Genomic DNA, 16,207 nt, shown 5'->3' with positions numbered 1-16,207 from the left:
GCCGAGGCGTGGCGTCGGAGGACGATCTCCGAGACCACGCAGGACTCTGGGGGGAGTCCGCAGCGCGCAGCGCTGGGAATCAGCAGGAGAGAACACGCATGTCCAGCAGCACGCTCACTGATGCATCTCGGGCCGCAGAGCCTTGGCACACGCTCGAACGCGACCGGCTCTCCGAGCTCGCGCTCGCCGAACAACGCCTCACCCTCATCGTCGGCATGCCGGGCGGCGGTCGAACCACGCTCCTCAGGCAGATGCAGGGCAAGCTCGGCGCGGCCGGCTCCACGGTCCTCTGGTGCCACTCTCGGGCCGAGCTGATTCGCATCTTCGACGAGCTGGACTCCGGGGCGCACACGGGTCGCCCCGCGGTCATGCTCGACGACGTCATCGTGGCGCAGGACGACGAACTGTGGCAGGACATCAGGCGGTTCGTGGCTGGCCCCGACCGCGAGCGGGGCGTGCGGTTCCTCATCGCATCCCTCTCCATGCCGGACTGGGCCTCCTCGCTCGGCTCCGACGGGGTTGTGCTCCATCCGAGCGAGCTCGCCTTCGACATCTCCGAGCTCGACGGGCTGCTGGCGCTCAACGAGCCGGGGGCACCGCCAGGGCTTCGGATGCGGCTCCTCGATGCGTTCGCCGGCCACCCCCTCACAACCCGCATAGCTCTGCAGCGGTATCGTTCCGACGCGAATGCGGAAGGATGGTCCGTCGTCAGCGGTGCGTCGAGCGCCGCCATGACCCTGCAGGAGCTCCGCCGCTTCGACCCCGCCGAACTCGCCCGCGTCGACGCGGTCCGCATGATGCGAGCCGTGAGCGTCCTGCGCCGCTTCTCGAGGGGCGACCTCCACCTGCTCGCCCCGGAGATCGCCGGTGATCACTGGTTCGACCAGCTCGCCTCCTCGCCGTACGGCACCACCGAGGTGAACCGCATCACGCTCGACGTCGAGTTCGTCTGGCACTCCGACACCTTCCGGCGCCTCAACGCAGACCGCTCCCCACACGAGGCGCGGGCGTCCGCCGCCGCGGCCGTCGCATCCTTCCCGGGTGAGCAGAACGTCATGCAGCGGCTCTTCCTCGCCCTGAGCGCTCGCTCATGGGGTGAGGTCGAGTCGATCGCGCAACGCCACTTCAGGACCATCTACGAGTACGCGCCCCGCGAGACCGTCGAGGAGATGGTGCACGTCCCGACGAGCGTGCTCGCTCGCCTCCTGAGCACGCGCCTGCTGGTCGCGCTCTTCAAATGGCGGCGCTTCGGGGCGACACGCGGCGTCCTGCTCAGCCTCCGCGAGTCGAGCCTCGCGACGACGAGGATCGCCCCGAGCGACCCCATCGGGCTCTTCGCCCAGGTCACCAGGCACGCGCTTGCGACCTCCTTCGGGGGTGACCGTGCGGCTGCCCGGCGGGGCCTCCGTGACGCGAAGGCCCTCCTCCGCGACGGCGACGAGACCCTGCTCGCCGCGCTCGCTGCCTCTCCCGTCGCTCGGGGCCGGTTCGCGGCCGACTGCCTCGTCCTCGAGTGGGCCGCGATCCTCTCCGACGACCTGCCGTTCGCACTCGAGCTCGCCGCGCTCGCCGCCGAGCAGGGCGAGAGCTTCAACCGGACCGACGCTGATGCGCTGCGGCACATCGAGATCATCGGCATCATCTGCGGCGTCCGCCAGGCCGACACGGAGAAGCTCAGCGGGCGGAGCCTCCCGGGCTTCGCCGAGTGCTTCGAGCTGCTCGACAACGGCGATGAAGCGGGAGCGCTCGACCTGGCCAGGCAGCTCCGAGACCTGCCGCGAGCCGTCCTGCCGCAGGACACGGCTTCCAGCGTCCGGATCCTCATCGAAGCGCTCCTCGGCGACGAGGACCCGATCGCCGAGGTCGATGAACTCCTCGGGCTCAGCGCGCAGGCCTGGCGCGATGGGCGACCCTCCACCCTGCTGACGTTCGCCGCGACGACCTTCTTCCTCACGCGCGGCCAGAGCGCCCGCGCGCAGCTGGCCGCCGACTACGAAGGTGCGCAGGGCGACTGCTACATCAGCCTCGCCCGGAGCCTCGTCGAGCTCGCCAACGGCCGGCACAGGGAAGCCCTCGCGCACGCCGAGGCGGCCTTGGCCGACACCCGGATCGCCCCGAGGTTCGCATCGATCGGGCGAACGATCACGGCGCTGTGCCTGCTGCGGATGGGCAACCTGGCCGCCGCCGCCAACCGCATCGCGACGATCGCCACCCAGTGCCTCGACGACCGCAACGCCCGGTTCGCGCTCCGCTTCGCGACGGACAGCGACGCTGCCCTCATGGCGTCCATCAGCGACAGGCTCCCGAGCCGCATCGCCGCCCTGCTCGTCGTCGCCGCGGAAGACTCCCGCCCGCTGTCAGCCTTTACGGTCGGCGAGGAGCTCTCGAGCGCCGAGATCGAGGTGCTCAGGCTCGTGGGTCAGAACTGGACCAACGCGCAGATCGCCGCCCAGCGCTTCGTCTCCGTGCACACCGTGCGCGCTCAGCTGCGCAGCGTGTTCCGCAAGCTCGGGATAGGCGACCGGCGGTCCGCGGTGGCCGCCGCCGAACGGCGGGGCCTGCTCGACTAGGCACGGTGTGACACGAGCTAGCGTCGCGCTTGGCCCGCTCCCGGGTTGGAACCCGCGGTGTGATCCGCGAGGCGCTGCAGCCCCTCTTCCAGTGAAACGGACGGCGCCCAGTCGAGATCGGCGCGCGTGCGTCGCTGGTCGAACCAGTGCGCCGTCGAGAGCTGCTCGGCGAGGAATCGTGTCATCGGCGGCTCGTCCTGCCCCGGTCGGATGCGCCACACCCCCTCGATGAGGGAGCCGGCGGCCCGAGCGATGACGGCAGGCACCCGGAGGCGGGGCGGCGGAGCCCCACCCGCGAGGCAGATCCCCTCCATGAGCTCCGCGACGGTCCGCGGCTCCCCGTTCGTGATGACGTAGCTGTTCCCGTGGGCGACCGGTGCTCGCCGCAACGCCGCTGCGATACCCGACGCGGCATTGTCGACGTAGCAGGAGTCGATGAGGGCCGCACCGCGCCCGAGGAGCGGCAGTGTGCCCCTCGAGGCCCGGTCGAGGATGCGCGCCACGAGCTGCGTGTCGCCGGGGCCCCACACCAGGTGCGGGCGCACCGCGACCACGGCGAAGTCCGGGGAGTCGGCGGCGAGAGCTCGCAGCTCCGCTTCCGCCTTCGTCCGGGCGTAGCTGCCGTGGGCGAGGTCGGGCCTGGCCGCATCAGCACCCGCGCCGTGGATGGCCGCACCGAAGTGGGCCACGGAGGGGGAGGAGACCATGACGAAGCGGGTCGCGCCCGCAGTCTTCGCGTGCTCGACGAGACGCTCGGTCCCGGCGATGTTGACGGCCTCGAACTCGGCCTCCGATCCGCTCAGCGACACCTTGGCGGCGAGGTGGACAACCCCCTCCATCCCGGTGACCGCACGCGCCACGGCTGCATCGTCGGTGATCGAGCCGAGGGCATCCGTCACGCCGTCGATGCCGCTCGCACTGCGCTGCATCGTCGTGACCTCGTGGCCCTCGTCGCGCAGCTGCGTCGCGACGGCACGCCCCAGCATGCCGCTCGCCCCAGTGACGAGCACCCTCACGGGGCCGACACCCGCTCCCCGGAGAGCGCGCGCTCGGCCCAGCCGGCGAGCGCTGTCCGGTCGATCTTCGAGTTGTGTCTGATGTCGGTGGGCAGCTCGGGAACGATGAGCGCGGCAGCGAGCGGCTGCGTCGTGGAGGCGCGAAGCGCGTCGGCGAGCTCCGCCTCGGCCACGCGGACCCCGCGAGAGGGCTCCCTGGTCTCGAGCACGGCCACCGCCTGCGCCGTTCCGGCCGGTCCGACGCCGACGACCGCGGCGCGCCGCACCCACGGCAGCGTCTCGAGGTCCTGCTCGGTGCCGACGGGCGCGAGTGGACCGTCGACCGTCACGAAGACGTGGGGGAGGCGGCCCTCGATCCAGAGGCGCCCCTCCGCGTCGAGGTGGCCGACGTCGCCGGTGCGGTGCCAGCGGCCCAGGTCATCCTGATCGGGATGTGCCTGATCTGAGTGTCCCTGGCCGGCGGCCTCTGCGCCGCGGTGGGGCAGATCGCGCACGGCGGCCCGATCGGTCATGGCGAGGCGGTCGTAGCGCTCCTTGAGGTGGGGGGCGCTGATGATGACCTCACCAAGCACACCAGCCTCGTCTGAGGGGGCGCCGGTCGCGGCACCCGTCTCGTCGAGAGCGCTGATGCGGACGACGTTGCGCCCGATCGGCGTGCCGACGCAGACGCCGTGGTCAGAGGCGAGCGCGGCAGCGGAGATGCCCTCGCGGTCGATGTCGGTGACGAGCAGGCACTCGGTCATTCCGTACGGGGTGTGCGCCTCCGCGTTCGGCATGAGGGCGCAGGCGTCGTCGAGCAGTCGAGCCCCGATGGGCGCCCCCGTCGAGAGGAACGTGTCGACGCTCTCGAGGGCCTCCCGCTGCGCCGCATCGAGGTCGTCTCGCGTCGCGACGACGTTGAGGATCGCGGCCGGCGAGAGGAACACGATGCGAGCATCCGCCGCCACGACCGCATCGGCCACCGCGGTGGCCGTGAGAGTTCGGGGGGAGGTGACGTCCATATCCGGCGTCACCGACCGGGTTCCGAGGGCCGGGCCGAGCAAGGCGAAGGGCGCGAAGCCCGTGACGAGGCCCGATTCGGCCGTCACCCCGTAGGTGTCGCGGAGCGTGTCCCGCACGGCCTGCAGCTGACGGTGCGTGTAGACGACGCCCTTCGCAGGTCCGGTCGAGCCCGAGGTGAACAGCACCGCTGCGAGGTCCTCGGGGCCGGGAGGAGTGGGCAGCGCCGCGCCGCGCCCGAGCTCGGCCACCTCGGCGAGCGAGTGCGCGACACCGAGGGCGGCTCGAGCGCTGGCGGGGATGCTCGTGGCGCTGATGCGCAGGCCGGGCCAGCCGAGCGCCTTGGCCGCCGTCAGGCCGGGGACCTGGCCGATGATGACGTCGGGCCAGGCGCCGCGGACGGCGCGGGAGAGGCCTTTGACGCCGAGCCCGGCATCCGCGACGACGACGACGGCGCCGATGCGCAGGCAGGCGTAGACGATGGCGGTGAGGGTGACGCCAGGCTGCACGAGCAGGGAGACGCGGTCGCCCCGGCGCACCCCGACGGCGCTCAGGCCGGCCGCGATCTCGTCGACTCGGCGCGCAAGCTGGCGCCAGGAGACCCGCAGCGGGGCCCCGTTCGCCCCGCGCCCCATCTCGAGGGCGGCGATGCTCGGGTCGTCACGGTGCTCGTCCAACGCAGCCCACATGGGCGCGGATGCATCGTCGGGGCTCGCCTCCGGAGCGTGCTGGCCTCGGCGGCGAGCGGTTCCCGCGGCGACGTCGTCGAGCCAGGCGAGGAGATGCGTCGCGTACGGGGTGTCTTCCGCGATGAGGTGACCAGCGCCTTCGAAGCGGTGCACTTCGGCGCGGGGGAGGCGACGCATGAGGTCGCCCAGGTACAGGTCGGTGAAGATCGGGTCGCGAGGGCCCCAGAGCAGTAGCGCCGGCACGTCGAGCGCCGCGACGCCAGCCGAGACCGCCTGCAGCGCCGCGTGGCTCTGGGTGGATTCGTCGACCGGTATGTCGGCCACGAACTGCTCGATGCCGAGCCGCGAGGCCCGGTCGAGGTACGGCGCCGAGTAGGCGGCCTTCACCTGGAGGGTGAGCGGCGGATTCGCGAGGGCGAGCGTCGTTGCCAGGAAGGCCGGGCTCGTCGACGTGGATGCGCGCAGCACGGGGCCGAAGCGGGCGAGGCGCAGGGCGGCCGGGATGGGCAGCTCGCTCGGCTGGTCGACGGCGGTGTTGAGGGAGGCGACCGCGGTGAGCAGCTCCGGGTGGCGGACCGCCCAGCCGAGCGCGACGACCCCGCCCCAGTCGTGGCCGAGGGACACGACGTCGCCGCTGAGCTGGAGCTCGTCGGTCAGCGCGCCGAGGTCGAGGATGCGCTGCTCGAGCGTGCGACGCACCTCGGTGCGCTCGGAGAAGCCCATCTCGAGCTGGTCGACCGCGATGACGCGCCACGCGGGTGCCCCGGACTCGGCGGCCGAGATCGATTCGCTCACCAGCGAGCGCCAGAGGTACGACCACGTGGGGTTGCCGTGCACGGCGAGGACCGTGCCGACGGGTTCGATCCCCAGCTCCTGGAGGATCGGCCCCGTGTCGAGGAGGTGCCAGGTGCGGCTCGAGCCGGTGTCCTCGCCGACGCCCGTCGTCTCGACGAGGCGGCTGAATCGTTCCTGGAGTCCGGGCAGGCCGGCGGGCGGGCGAGAGGCCGACCTCACCACTTGAGCTCCATCATCGCCGTGTTGAGGCCGGACCCGACCCCCATGAGCAGGACCCGGTCGTCGCGCTTCAGGCTCTTCGACTGCAGGTCGAGGGTGATGGGGATGGACGCGGGCCCGACGTTCCCGAGCGTCGGGTAGGTGGTCGGCACGCGCTTCGAGTCGAGGCCGACGGCCTTGACGATCGCGTTGGTGTGGACGCGCGACACCTGGTGGGTGATGTAGTGGTCCATCGACGACCAGTTCCAGTCGGTCTGCGCCTCTTTCCAGGCCGACACGACGAGGTCGAGGCCGCCGCGCAGCAGCGCCTTGGCATCCGTGAACATGCCCTGCACGCTGCCGACGCACAGCTCGTGGAACTGGGTCGCGGCTCGCGTCACGCCGCCGAGGATCTGGTGCCCCTCCGGGTGCTCATCCGTGCGTCCGAGCACGGCCGCCGCCGCACCGGAGCCGAGCGTGAGGCTCGCGAACTCGCTCATGAAGTCCTCGCGCCCGATGTCGTCGCGGAGCAGCCGGTTGATGGTGTTCACCTGGATCTCGTCGGCGTCCTCGCCGTTGACGATGATGGCGTAGCGGATCTGGCCAGCCTCGATCATCTGCGCCGCGAGCGTCATGCCGTTCACGAAGCCGAGGCACGCGTTCGCGATGTCGAAGTTCACAGCCGAGCTCGGCATACCCAGGCCGTGGTGCATGCGCACGGCCACCGATGGCTCGAGATGGGTGCGGGTCACGGACGTGTTGATGAGCAGGCCCACCTGGCTCGCGTCCACACCCGCGCGGCGGAGCGCCTCGTGGCCGGCGGCGACGGTCGCCTCGGTGAACGATTCCCCCTCAGCCCAGTTGCGTCGCTCGGTCACGCCGGCGACGCGCTCGAGGAGGTTGCCGGGGAGCCTGAGCCGCTTCAGGCCGGCGGAGAGCTTGCCTTCGATGTCTGCCGAAGCCGTTGCCTTCGAAGGAAGGCTGCTCGCGACCGACAGCAGCGAGACGTTGTGGAAGCGAGTAGTCGCGTTACCTGTCATAGATGTGATTTGCGTCCTGAGCCGTGCAGAGAGTAGGGAGGGGCGTAACCACGTCAGTCTAGGTGCTCGCCGATGACCGAACTCTCAGGCCCGATCATTAGCGTGCAGAGATGTTGCCAAGTGATATTCCTAGCCATGAAGATCTGCTTGAACTGACCGAGTACCGGGGCGAGGGCAGCGTGAGCATCGCCATCCCGGCCTCGAGCGCCCCGAGCGAGTCGGAGGCCCTGCGACTGGAGTTGCGGGCCGCCGTGAGCCAGGCGGCGAAGGAGCTCGAGACCCTCGGTCTGGATCGGACGCGCATCGCGAAGATCCTCGATCCAGCGAAGCAGCTCGAGTCCGATCCCGAGTTCTGGCGGGCGCAATCCCGCTCCCTCGTCATCCTCGCGTCCAGTGACCGTTTCCGTACCTTCCGCCTCGCCAACCGCCTCGGCCAGCACGTCGCGGTGGGCGACCGCTTCGACGTCGGCGCACTGCTGCGCGCGACCACGTTCCCGAACTGCGGCTTCGTGCTCGGGCTCTCCCGAGGCGAGGTGACGCTCTTCGAGGTGCTCGCCGACGCGAAGCCGCGCCAGCTGCCCATCGAGGGGCTCCCCGACGATCTCGCGACGGTGCTCGAGCACACGACCACCGGCGGCCGCTTCGACCGGCAGCGCGCGCAGGGAACGACGGGCGACCGGATCGGGCACGAGCGCTTCGCGCGCATCGTGCAGGAGCAGGTCATCCCGATCCTCCGAGACTCGGGTGCCCCGCTCATCCTCGCCGCGACCGGCGACTTCGACACCGCCTACCGGGCCGTGAACGAGTACCCGGGGCTCCTCGAGCAGCGCATCGGCGCACACCCGGGTTCGCTCGCGCCTGGGGAGCTCGATGCGAAGGCGCGCGGCATCCTCGACGACCACTACCGGGGAGAGATCAACGACTGGCGCGAGGAGTTCGGCACGAAGCGGAGCAACGGCCACGCGACCACCTCCATCAACGAGGTCGCCAAGGCGGCCTCGCAGGGCGCCGTCGCCGAGCTCTACTTCGACATGGACTCGACCCTGGAGGGCGAGCTGGACGAGGACGGCAAGCTCACGCGCGCCGAGACGCCCGGCCCGCACACCTACGCCATCGTGGACGAGATCGCCGCCCGCGCCCTCAAGCACGGCGCCAAGGTCAGGGCCGTCCGGCGTGGCGACCTCGTCGACGGCGCCGAGGTGGCCGCGACGCTGCGGTATCCACTGAACGCCACGGCGTAGCCGCACCGACAGCGCTCACGGCAACGGCCGACGGGTGCTCGAGCGACATGGCGGGGTGCGGGCTCAGGACGAGCCCGCACCCCGCCGTCGTGTGTGAGGGAGTCGCATCGGGCGGCGCCGAACTCGCGTCGGGCGCCGCGCGAACTCGCGTTTGGCCCGCCTCCCACACTCGCGTCAGGCGCCGCCGAAGCGGAGAGCCTCGGCATCGAGGCGGTGCTGCGCCTGCTCGATGGTCCGAGACGAGTAGCTCCCCGACGACCTCGCGTCGAGCAGCGCCAGCTGAGCGTTGTCGAGCAGGATGCGTGTGAGCTCCCGCCGCTGCACGTGCGTGTCCTGCGCGTCCTCGTCGAGGTCGACGGGCTTGGAGAGCAGCCGGCTCATCCGGGAGGCGACGGCCTGCACCTGCTCGAGCAGCTCAGCGTCGTACGCTCCGCCATCAGCACGCCGAAGCTCCGGGTTCGCGAGCGACTCGCGCGCGACGTCGAACACCTCGTCGGCGAGGCTCGCGAGCTCCCGGGCGTCCGCGTCGGCGTCCGTGCCGGTGACCCCGAGCTTCCTGATGAGAAGCGGGAGGGTGCCGCCCTGCACGACGAGCGTCACGATCGCCACCGTGAAGGCGATCAGCACGAGCTGCGGCCGGTACGGGAAATCCGCGGGCAGCGACTGCGCCGCCGCGAGCGTGACGACCCCGCGCATCCCGGACCACGCCAGGACGGCCCCGCCTCGCCAGCCGAGCCCCTCGTCGCGATAGAACGCGATGTCGGCGCTCGCGCGCTTGGCCCGGTCGACGAGGCGCGGCCGCGTGCTCGCGAGTCCGGGGGCGGTCACCCGCTTGAGGAACTGCTCGACGCGAGGCGCGACGAGCTCGGCTCGGCGCTGCTCCCTGCGGAGCATCAGCACGAGCGGGATGACGAACAGCACCCGGATGACGACCAGCGCGATCGTCGCGAGCAGGCCGATGCCGACAGCGTGCAGCAGCCCGATGCCGTCCTCGTCGCCGTCCACGGACTCGATGAGCGCCGACAGCTCGAAGCCCATGAGGAGGAAGACGCCGTTCTCCAGCAGGAGCTGCGCCGTGCGCCAGTTCGTGCGCTCGCTGATGCGATCCTGCGGGCTGAAGCGGCTCGCACTGGCGTGCCCCGTGATGAGTCCCGCGACCACGACCGCGAGCACACCGGAGCCACCGACCTCCTCCGTCGGCACGTAGGCCAGGAACGGCACCGTGAACGAGATCGCCGTCGTCAGCACGGCGCTGTCGAGCTTGGAGCGCACGTACACGGTGACCGCGCCGACCACGGCGCCGAGGACGACGGCCAGGGTCACGGCGAGCACGAAGTCACCGACAGCTCCCCAGAACGACAGCGCTCCCGCCGTCGCCGCGATCGCGCTGCGGAGCATGACAAGCGCCGTCGCGTCGTTCACGAGGCCCTCGCCCTCGAGCACCGTCACGAGGCGCGGAGGAAGGCCGAGCCGCTTGCCGACCGCCGTCGCGGCCACCGCATCCGGCGGGCTGATGACGGCCCCGAGCGCGATCGCGGCGGCGAGGTTCAGGTCGGGGAGGAGCGCGTAGAGGAGCAGCCCGCTGCCGAACGCCGAGATGATGACGAGCAGCACCGACAGTCCCGTGATGGAACGCAGGTTGCGGCGGAAATCCGCCAGCGGAACGTTCACGGCGGCCGAGTAGAGGATGGGCGGCAGCACGATCGTGAGGATCAGCTCAGGGGGGAACTCGAAGTCAGGGACCCCGGGCAGATAGCCGACCCCGATGCCGACGAGCACCAGCAGGATGGGCGCCGCGACCCCCAGCTTGGGCGCGATGGCGGCCACGGCGACGATGATGAGGACCGCCGCCACACCGAAGACTGCGAGTTCGAGCTCCATGGAACAGCAGACTAATCGGCCACGGCCGTGATCCCGGTCGCTCGCGCGCGTCGCAATGTTGCACTCCATTTCGGCGGGTGACGCACCCGGACTCCCGGCTGTGACGCGCGGAACTACGATCGGGCAACCCAGAACACCGCGGCTGCTGCGCTCCGCGGTGCTCGGACACCGGATCCCGTGAGAGAGGCATCATGTCGAGACGACCAAGCCCCGGACGATTCACGGTCGGGCTCGCGCTCCAGGGCGCAGGCTGGCACCCAGCCGCGTGGACGGTGCTGCCACGCGGTGACGGGACTCGGCTCACGGAGCTCGGCTACTGGCGCGATCTCGTCCAGCACGCCGAGCGCGCCGGCATCGACTACGTCACCTTCGAGGACGCCTACCAGATCGAGGGGAGCGCCCCGGACTGGGAGGCATCTCGCGATCTCGCCGAGGTGTCGCTCGACGCGACCCTTCTCGCGGCCGCCCTCGCCCCGCACACCAAGCGGATCGGGCTCGTCCCCACCATCGGCCTCACGCACGCGGAGCCGTTCCACGCTGCCACGAGCATCCAGACCCTCGACTTCGTGTCGCTCGGCCGCGCGGGCCTCCGGGCCAAGCTCAGCGCGAGTGCCGCGGAGGCGGCGAGCTTCGGACGCAAGAGCTCACTCGGCCTCGACGCGATCTTCGCCGAAGGGGCGGACTCGGTCGAGGTCATCCGGCGGCTCTGGGACAGCTGGGAAGACGACGCCGTCATCCGCGACGAGCCGACGGGCCGATTCATCGACGCGGACCGCCTGCACTACGCGGACTTCGAGGGCGAGCACTTCAGCGTGAAGGGGCCCTCCATCGTGCCGCGCTCGCCGCAGGGGCAGCCGCCGGTCTTCGCGCTCGCGCAGACGCAGGACGCGTTCGAGTTCGCGGCGCGGCAGGCCGACGTCGTGTTCGTCACGCCCGGCCGAGCCACGGTCGCCGAGCTCCTCGCAGCGATCCGGGAGGCAGAGCAGCGCGTTGGCCGCACGGGCGAGCCCCTCCGCGTCGTCGCCGACCTGGAGATCTTCCTCGGCGACGAGGACGGGTCGACCGAGGAGCACTTCCGAGCGCTCGACGAACGCGTCCGCGCAGACTCCGGATACCGCAGCGACACCAGAGTCGTGGTCAGATCCAACGTGACGACCGCCGAGCTCATCGCCAAGTACGCGGACGCCGGCCTCGACGGCGTGCGCGTCCGCCCCCTGACCCACGGCGACGTCGCCGAGTTCGTCGACAGGGTGCGCCCCATGCTCGAGGCTCGAGGCATCGTCTCGCCCCCGAACCCCCGCGAGAAGTCACCGAGCCTGCGCAAGACGCTCGGGCTCGAACCGCGCCCCGCGAACCGCTTCGCCGCAGCCCATGCAGACCGCCAAGCGGCTCGCGGCCGCGGCGCCCTCGTCAACGATGGAAAGGCACAGCGCGCATGAGCGGCACGCCCCTCAAGCAGGTCCACCTCGCGGCGCACTTCCCCGGGGTCAACAACACGACCATCTGGACCGACCCGGATGCAGGAAGCCAGATCGACCTCGCCTCCTTCCGGGCCTTCGCGGAGACCGCCGAGCGCGGCAGGTTCGACTACCTGTTCCTCGCCGAGGGGCTTCGGCTTCGCGAGCACAAGGGGCGCATCCACGAGCTCGACGTCGTCGGGCGCCCCAACACGCTCGTGATCCTCGCCGCACTCGCCAGTCTCACCGAGCACATCGGACTCGTCGGCACGCTCTCCTCGACCTTCAACGAGCCGGCAGATCTCGCGAGGCAGCTCGCGACCCTCGACCACCTCTCCGAAGGACGAGCCGGCTGGAACGTCGTCACGTCGAGCGACGCCTTCCACGGCCAGAACTTCCGCCGTGGCGGGTTCCTGGAGTACTCGGAGCGCTACGAGCGGGCCGAGGAGTTCGTGCGGCTCTCGAAGCGTCTCTGGGACGCGTGGGAGGCCGACGCGATCGCCGCCAACCCCGGCCGTGGTGAGTACCTGCGCCCCGGCGGGGTCAGCCGCATCAACCACGTCGGCAAGCACTTCGACGTCGAGACGATCCCGAACGTGCCACGCAGTCCCCAGCGCTACCCGGTCATCGTGCAGGCCGGCGACTCCCCGGCTGGGCGAGACTTCGCATCGGCGAACGCCGAGATCATCTTCTCCCTGCACGCCGCCTTCGAAGACGGCAAGCGGTTCTACGACGACGTCAAGGGCCGCCTGCCCGCAGCTGGCCGCTCACGCGACTCCCTCCTGATCATGCCGGCCGCGACATTCGTGATCGGCGATTCTGAGGCGGATGCCCGCGAGCGGTCCCGCGAGGAGGCCCTCGCCCAGGTCAGCCCGCAGACGGCGATCGCGATGCTCGAGCAGGTGTGGGGAAGGGACCTGTCTGGCGTCGACCCGGACGGCCCGCTGCCCGACCTCGAGCCTGGCGACGAGCGCATCCGCGCCGGTCAGGCGAACGACCTCTCCAAGCAGCGCGCCCAGATCTCCAAGTTCAGGGAGATTGCGGAGCGGGACTCGCTCACCGTGCGCGAGCTGATGGTGAAGCTCAACACGCGGCACACCTTCGTCGGGACCGCGTCGCACATCGCCGACGAGATCTCCCGCTACGTCCAGGGCGGCGCCTCCGACGGGTTCGTCATCGTGCCCTCGCTGATCCCCGACGGGCTCGACCGCTTCGTCGACGGCGTCATCCCAGAGCTGCAGGAGCGCGGCGTGTACCGCGAGGAGTACACGCCTGGGGCCACCCTCCGCGAGACGCTCGGACTGCCGGCGGAGCCGCCATCGGCCGATGCGCCCAGCGGTCAGCTGCTCGGCGCGGGCGGTGCCTCCGGGGGTGCCGCCGGGGCGTGACGATCCAGGAACTCGTACACCTCCACCTCGTCGACGCCGGGGAACGCCCCGGTCGGCATCGCCGCGTGCAGTGAGGTGTGGAGGCGGGCATTCGGGAACGACGCGCCCGCCCACCTCGCCGACAGCTGCTCAGAGGGGCGACGACAGCAGTCGCCGTTCGGGCAGGTGGAGGTGTGCCTGCGCGTCGTCTCGCGCCCCGCGAACCATTTCGCGTGCTCGAAGGCCGTGCCGACGCTGACCGAGAAGGTGCCAAGGGGCGTGTTCTGGATGCGCGAGGTGCACCAGTAGGTGCCGACCGGCTTGTCCGTGTACTGGTGGTAGGGGCTGAAGCGGTCCTCGACGTCGAACACCCGCCGCGCGCTCCACTGCCTGCACACGAACTGGCCCTCCACGGCGCCGAGCGCGTCGGTGGGGAAGCTGACGCTGTCGTTCTCGTAGGCCTTCGAGATGACCCCGGACTCGCTGACCTTCAGGAAGTGGACCGGGATGCCGAGGTGATGCGTGCTGAGGTTCGTGAACCGGTGGGCTGCGGTCTCGTAGCTCACCCCGTACGCGTCCCGGAGGTCCTCGACCGACAGCGCCCGACGTTGCTGTGCCGCACCCATGAGCTTCGCGGCCCCCAGCTCCGGGATCAGGAGCGCCCCGGTGAAGTAGTTCGTCTCGACCCGCTGCAGGAGGAACTCCGCGTAGTCGCGCGGTGCCTCGTGGCCGAGCACGTAGCTCGAGATGGTCTGCAGGATGATCGATCGTGGGTCGGCATCCGCCGACTGGGCCAGGGGCACGTAGATGCGACCGTGTCTCCGATCGACGACCGAACGGGTCGAGACGGGCAGGTCGCGCACGTAGTGCAGCGTCAGCCCGAGGTGAGCCGCGATGTCGGCCGCGGTGCGCTGCGAGAGCGGCCCATCCTCGTGCCCGACGCTCGTGAGCAGCGCAGCGGCCTGCTCCTCGAGTTCCGCGTAGTAGTTGTCCCGCTCGCGCATGGCGCGCCGCAGCTCGGTGTTGGCTCGTCGAGCCTCCTCGGGGGTCGCCGCCCGCTCTGAGTCGATCCTGGCGAGCTCCCGGTAGAGAGCGAGGATCGTCTCGATGGCCTCATCGCTCAGCGAGCGGCGGATGGGAAGCGGATCGAGGCCGAGCGCGAGGGCGATCCGGCCCGCCTGCGCGCGTTCGAGCTCGACTTCGAGGGACGCGCGCTTCGAGAGCGGGGCGTCGGAGAGCAGCTCGTCGACGCTCACCCCGAAGAGGCGCGCGAAGGCCTGCAGCTCGGTCAGCCGAACCTCGCGCTTCCCGGTCTCGATGGCGGAGATCTGCGAGGGTGCGCGCTTGATGGCGGTGCCGAGCGCCTCGAGGGTGAGGCCCCGCTCCTGCCGTATCGAGCGGATGCGTCGGCCGAGCGTCAGAACGTCGATGTCCATGTGCGCAACCGTGCCACACGCATCCTTCTGCGCGCTAGAAGAACGGGCAGATTTCCAGTGGGATTCTCCATCTCGAGCGTCCGCGACGGCACAGGATCGACACAACACCAGTTCTTCGAGCAAAGGAGCTCATCATGGACCAGACGACGCCTCATGGAACCGAGTCGGCGCAGGCGAAGGCCGCGAGCATCGAGACGGCCTGGAAGACGGAAGCCCGCTGGAGCGGCATCACACGCGACTTCTCCGCCGAGGACGTCGTCGCGCTGCGGGGGAGCGTCGTCGAGGAGCAGACGCTCGCACGCCGAGGAGCGGAGCGCCTCTGGGACCTCGTGGACGACGACGACGGCAGCTGGGTCGCCGCCCTCGGGGCGCTCACAGGCAACCAGGCCGTGCAGCAGGTGCGCGCCGGCCTCAAGGCCATCTACCTCTCCGGGTGGCAGGTCGCCGCCGACGCGAACCTCTCCGGCCAGACCTACCCGGACCAGAGCCTCTACCCGGCGAACTCCGTGCCGGCCGTCGTGCGCCGGATCAACAATGCCCTCCTCCGCGCCGACCAGATCGAGACCGCCGAGGACGGGGCGCCGAGCCGCGACTGGCTCGCGCCCATCGTCGCCGATGCCGAAGCCGGCTTCGGCGGCCCGCTCAACGCCTACGAGCTCATGGCCTCCATGATCCAGGCGGGAGCCGCGGGCGTGCACTGGGAAGACCAGCTCGCGAGCGAGAAGAAGTGCGGTCACATGGGCGGCAAGGTCCTCGTGCCGACCCAGCAGCACATTCGCACCCTCAACGCGGCCCGCCTCGCCGCCGACGTCGCCGGCGTGCCCAGCGTCATCATCGCCCGCACCGACTCCCTCGCCGCGAACCTCATCACGAGCGACGTCGACGAGCGCGACCGCCCGTTCCTGACGGGCGACCGGACCGCCGAAGGGTTCTACGAGACGAAGCCAGGCATCGAAACCGTCCTCGCCCGCGGGCACGCCTACGCCCCGTACGCCGACCTCCTCTGGGTCGAGAGCGGCGAACCCGACCTCGAGCTGGCCCGAACCTTCGCCGAGAGCATCCACGCCGAGTTCCCCGACAAGAAGCTCGCCTACAACTGCTCGCCGTCCTTCAACTGGAAGCGCCACCTCGACGACAAGCAGATCGCCGCGTTCCAGCGCGAGCTCGCCGCCATGGGCTACACCTTCCAGTTCATCACCCTCGCCGGCTTCCATGCGCTCAACCACTCCATGTACACGCTCGCCCGCGACTACAGCGCCCGCCACATGAGCGCCTACGTCGACCTCCAGGAAGCCGAGTTCGCAAGCGAGGCCGACGGCTACACCGCGACGAAGCACCAGCGCGAGGTCGGCACCGGCTACTTCGACCGCCTGTCCTCGAGCCTCAACCCCGCCAGCTCCACACTCGCGCTCGTCGGCTCCACCGAGTCCGAGCAGTTCCACTGAACCTCGCGACGTCACGCTCTCCCTCCACTTCCCTGACCCCGACGCCCCCCCCTGACCCATCGACGCAGAAAGC

10 protein-coding genes are annotated in these 16,207 nt (G+C 70.7%); 5 read left to right on the top strand and 5 right to left on the bottom strand.

What is annotated here, in order from left to right:
• Nucleotides 1-98 precede the first annotated feature (98 nt).
• Complete coding sequence (locus C5E07_RS08450) at nt 99-2,570, top strand: helix-turn-helix transcriptional regulator (RefSeq protein ID WP_104299092.1); 2,472 nt, start codon at nt 99-101, stop codon at nt 2,568-2,570.
• Nucleotides 2,571-2,587: 17 nt separating this feature from the next.
• Here the strand turns inward: C5E07_RS08450 and C5E07_RS08445 are convergent, their stop codons facing one another.
• From C5E07_RS08445 to C5E07_RS08435, 3 genes are read right to left on the bottom strand one after another with little or no spacing between them, the layout of a single operon-like run.
• Nucleotides 2,588-3,586 carry an NAD(P)-dependent oxidoreductase gene (locus tag C5E07_RS08445; RefSeq protein ID WP_104299091.1) on the bottom strand — a complete coding sequence of 333 codons (999 nt, stop codon included), beginning with the start codon at nt 3,584-3,586 and terminating at the stop codon, nt 2,588-2,590.
• Entirely contained in the window at nt 3,583-6,288 is a 2,706-nt protein-coding gene (locus C5E07_RS08440; RefSeq protein WP_308471361.1) for an alpha/beta fold hydrolase, read from the bottom strand. The genes C5E07_RS08445 and C5E07_RS08440 overlap by 4 nt, the downstream gene beginning before the upstream one ends.
• Complete coding sequence (locus C5E07_RS08435) at nt 6,285-7,307, bottom strand: 3-oxoacyl-ACP synthase III (RefSeq protein ID WP_104299089.1); 1,023 nt, start codon at nt 7,305-7,307, stop codon at nt 6,285-6,287. The genes C5E07_RS08440 and C5E07_RS08435 overlap by 4 nt, the downstream gene beginning before the upstream one ends.
• Nucleotides 7,308-7,486: 179 nt before the next feature.
• On the opposite strand from C5E07_RS08435, the gene C5E07_RS08430 reads away from it, so the two are divergent.
• Nucleotides 7,487-8,548 (top strand): hypothetical protein, encoded by a 1,062-nt coding sequence (locus C5E07_RS08430; protein WP_104299088.1) that lies wholly within the window; start codon nt 7,487-7,489, stop codon nt 8,546-8,548.
• A 174-nt stretch (nt 8,549-8,722) separates the two neighbouring features.
• Here C5E07_RS08430 and C5E07_RS08425 read toward each other — a convergent pair whose 3' ends face one another.
• Nucleotides 8,723-10,429 carry a sodium:proton antiporter gene (locus C5E07_RS08425; protein WP_104299087.1) on the bottom strand — a complete coding sequence of 569 codons (1,707 nt, stop codon included), beginning with the start codon at nt 10,427-10,429 and terminating at the stop codon, nt 8,723-8,725.
• Between the two features lie 191 nt (nt 10,430-10,620).
• Between C5E07_RS08425 and C5E07_RS08420 the strand changes: the two genes are divergently transcribed.
• Both C5E07_RS08420 and C5E07_RS08415 read left to right on the top strand, forming a co-directional pair.
• Nucleotides 10,621-11,868 carry an LLM class flavin-dependent oxidoreductase gene (locus tag C5E07_RS08420; protein WP_104241104.1) on the top strand — a complete coding sequence of 416 codons (1,248 nt, stop codon included), beginning with the start codon at nt 10,621-10,623 and terminating at the stop codon, nt 11,866-11,868.
• Nucleotides 11,865-13,274 (top strand): NtaA/DmoA family FMN-dependent monooxygenase, encoded by a 1,410-nt coding sequence (locus C5E07_RS08415; RefSeq protein ID WP_104299086.1) that lies wholly within the window; start codon nt 11,865-11,867, stop codon nt 13,272-13,274. Before C5E07_RS08420 ends, C5E07_RS08415 begins: the two co-directional genes overlap by 4 nt.
• On the opposite strand, the gene C5E07_RS08410 is transcribed toward C5E07_RS08415, so the two are convergent.
• Nucleotides 13,226-14,689 (bottom strand): XRE family transcriptional regulator, encoded by a 1,464-nt coding sequence (locus C5E07_RS08410; protein ID WP_104299085.1) that lies wholly within the window; start codon nt 14,687-14,689, stop codon nt 13,226-13,228. The genes C5E07_RS08415 and C5E07_RS08410 overlap by 49 nt on opposite strands.
• Nucleotides 14,690-14,823: 134 nt before the next feature.
• On the opposite strand from C5E07_RS08410, the gene aceA reads away from it, so the two are divergent.
• A complete protein-coding gene (gene aceA, locus C5E07_RS08405) occupies nt 14,824-16,134 on the top strand; it encodes an isocitrate lyase (protein WP_104299084.1) in 1,311 nt (436 codons plus the stop codon).
• Nucleotides 16,135-16,207 lie beyond the last annotated feature (73 nt).

Origin of the sequence: Pseudoclavibacter sp. RFBJ3 (assembly GCF_002931375.1) — a bacterium.
Classification (GTDB): domain Bacteria; phylum Actinomycetota; class Actinomycetes; order Actinomycetales; family Microbacteriaceae; genus Pseudoclavibacter.
Note: the sequence above shows the minus strand (reverse complement) of the source record. Positions and strands in the feature narration are given on the sequence as shown.

Coding starts and splice junctions, on each gene's coding strand:
- C5E07_RS08450 (WP_104299092.1), top strand. CDS start 99: ATGTCCAGCAGCACGCTCACTGATGCATCTCGGGCCGCAGAGCCTTGG.
- C5E07_RS08435 (WP_104299089.1), bottom strand. CDS start 7,307: ATGACAGGTAACGCGACTACTCGCTTCCACAACGTCTCGCTGCTGTCG.
- C5E07_RS08425 (WP_104299087.1), bottom strand. CDS start 10,429: ATGGAGCTCGAACTCGCAGTCTTCGGTGTGGCGGCGGTCCTCATCATC.
- C5E07_RS08420 (WP_104241104.1), top strand. CDS start 10,621: ATGTCGAGACGACCAAGCCCCGGACGATTCACGGTCGGGCTCGCGCTC.
- C5E07_RS08415 (WP_104299086.1), top strand. CDS start 11,865: ATGAGCGGCACGCCCCTCAAGCAGGTCCACCTCGCGGCGCACTTCCCC.
- C5E07_RS08410 (WP_104299085.1), bottom strand. CDS start 14,689: ATGGACATCGACGTTCTGACGCTCGGCCGACGCATCCGCTCGATACGG.
- aceA (WP_104299084.1), top strand. CDS start 14,824: ATGGACCAGACGACGCCTCATGGAACCGAGTCGGCGCAGGCGAAGGCC.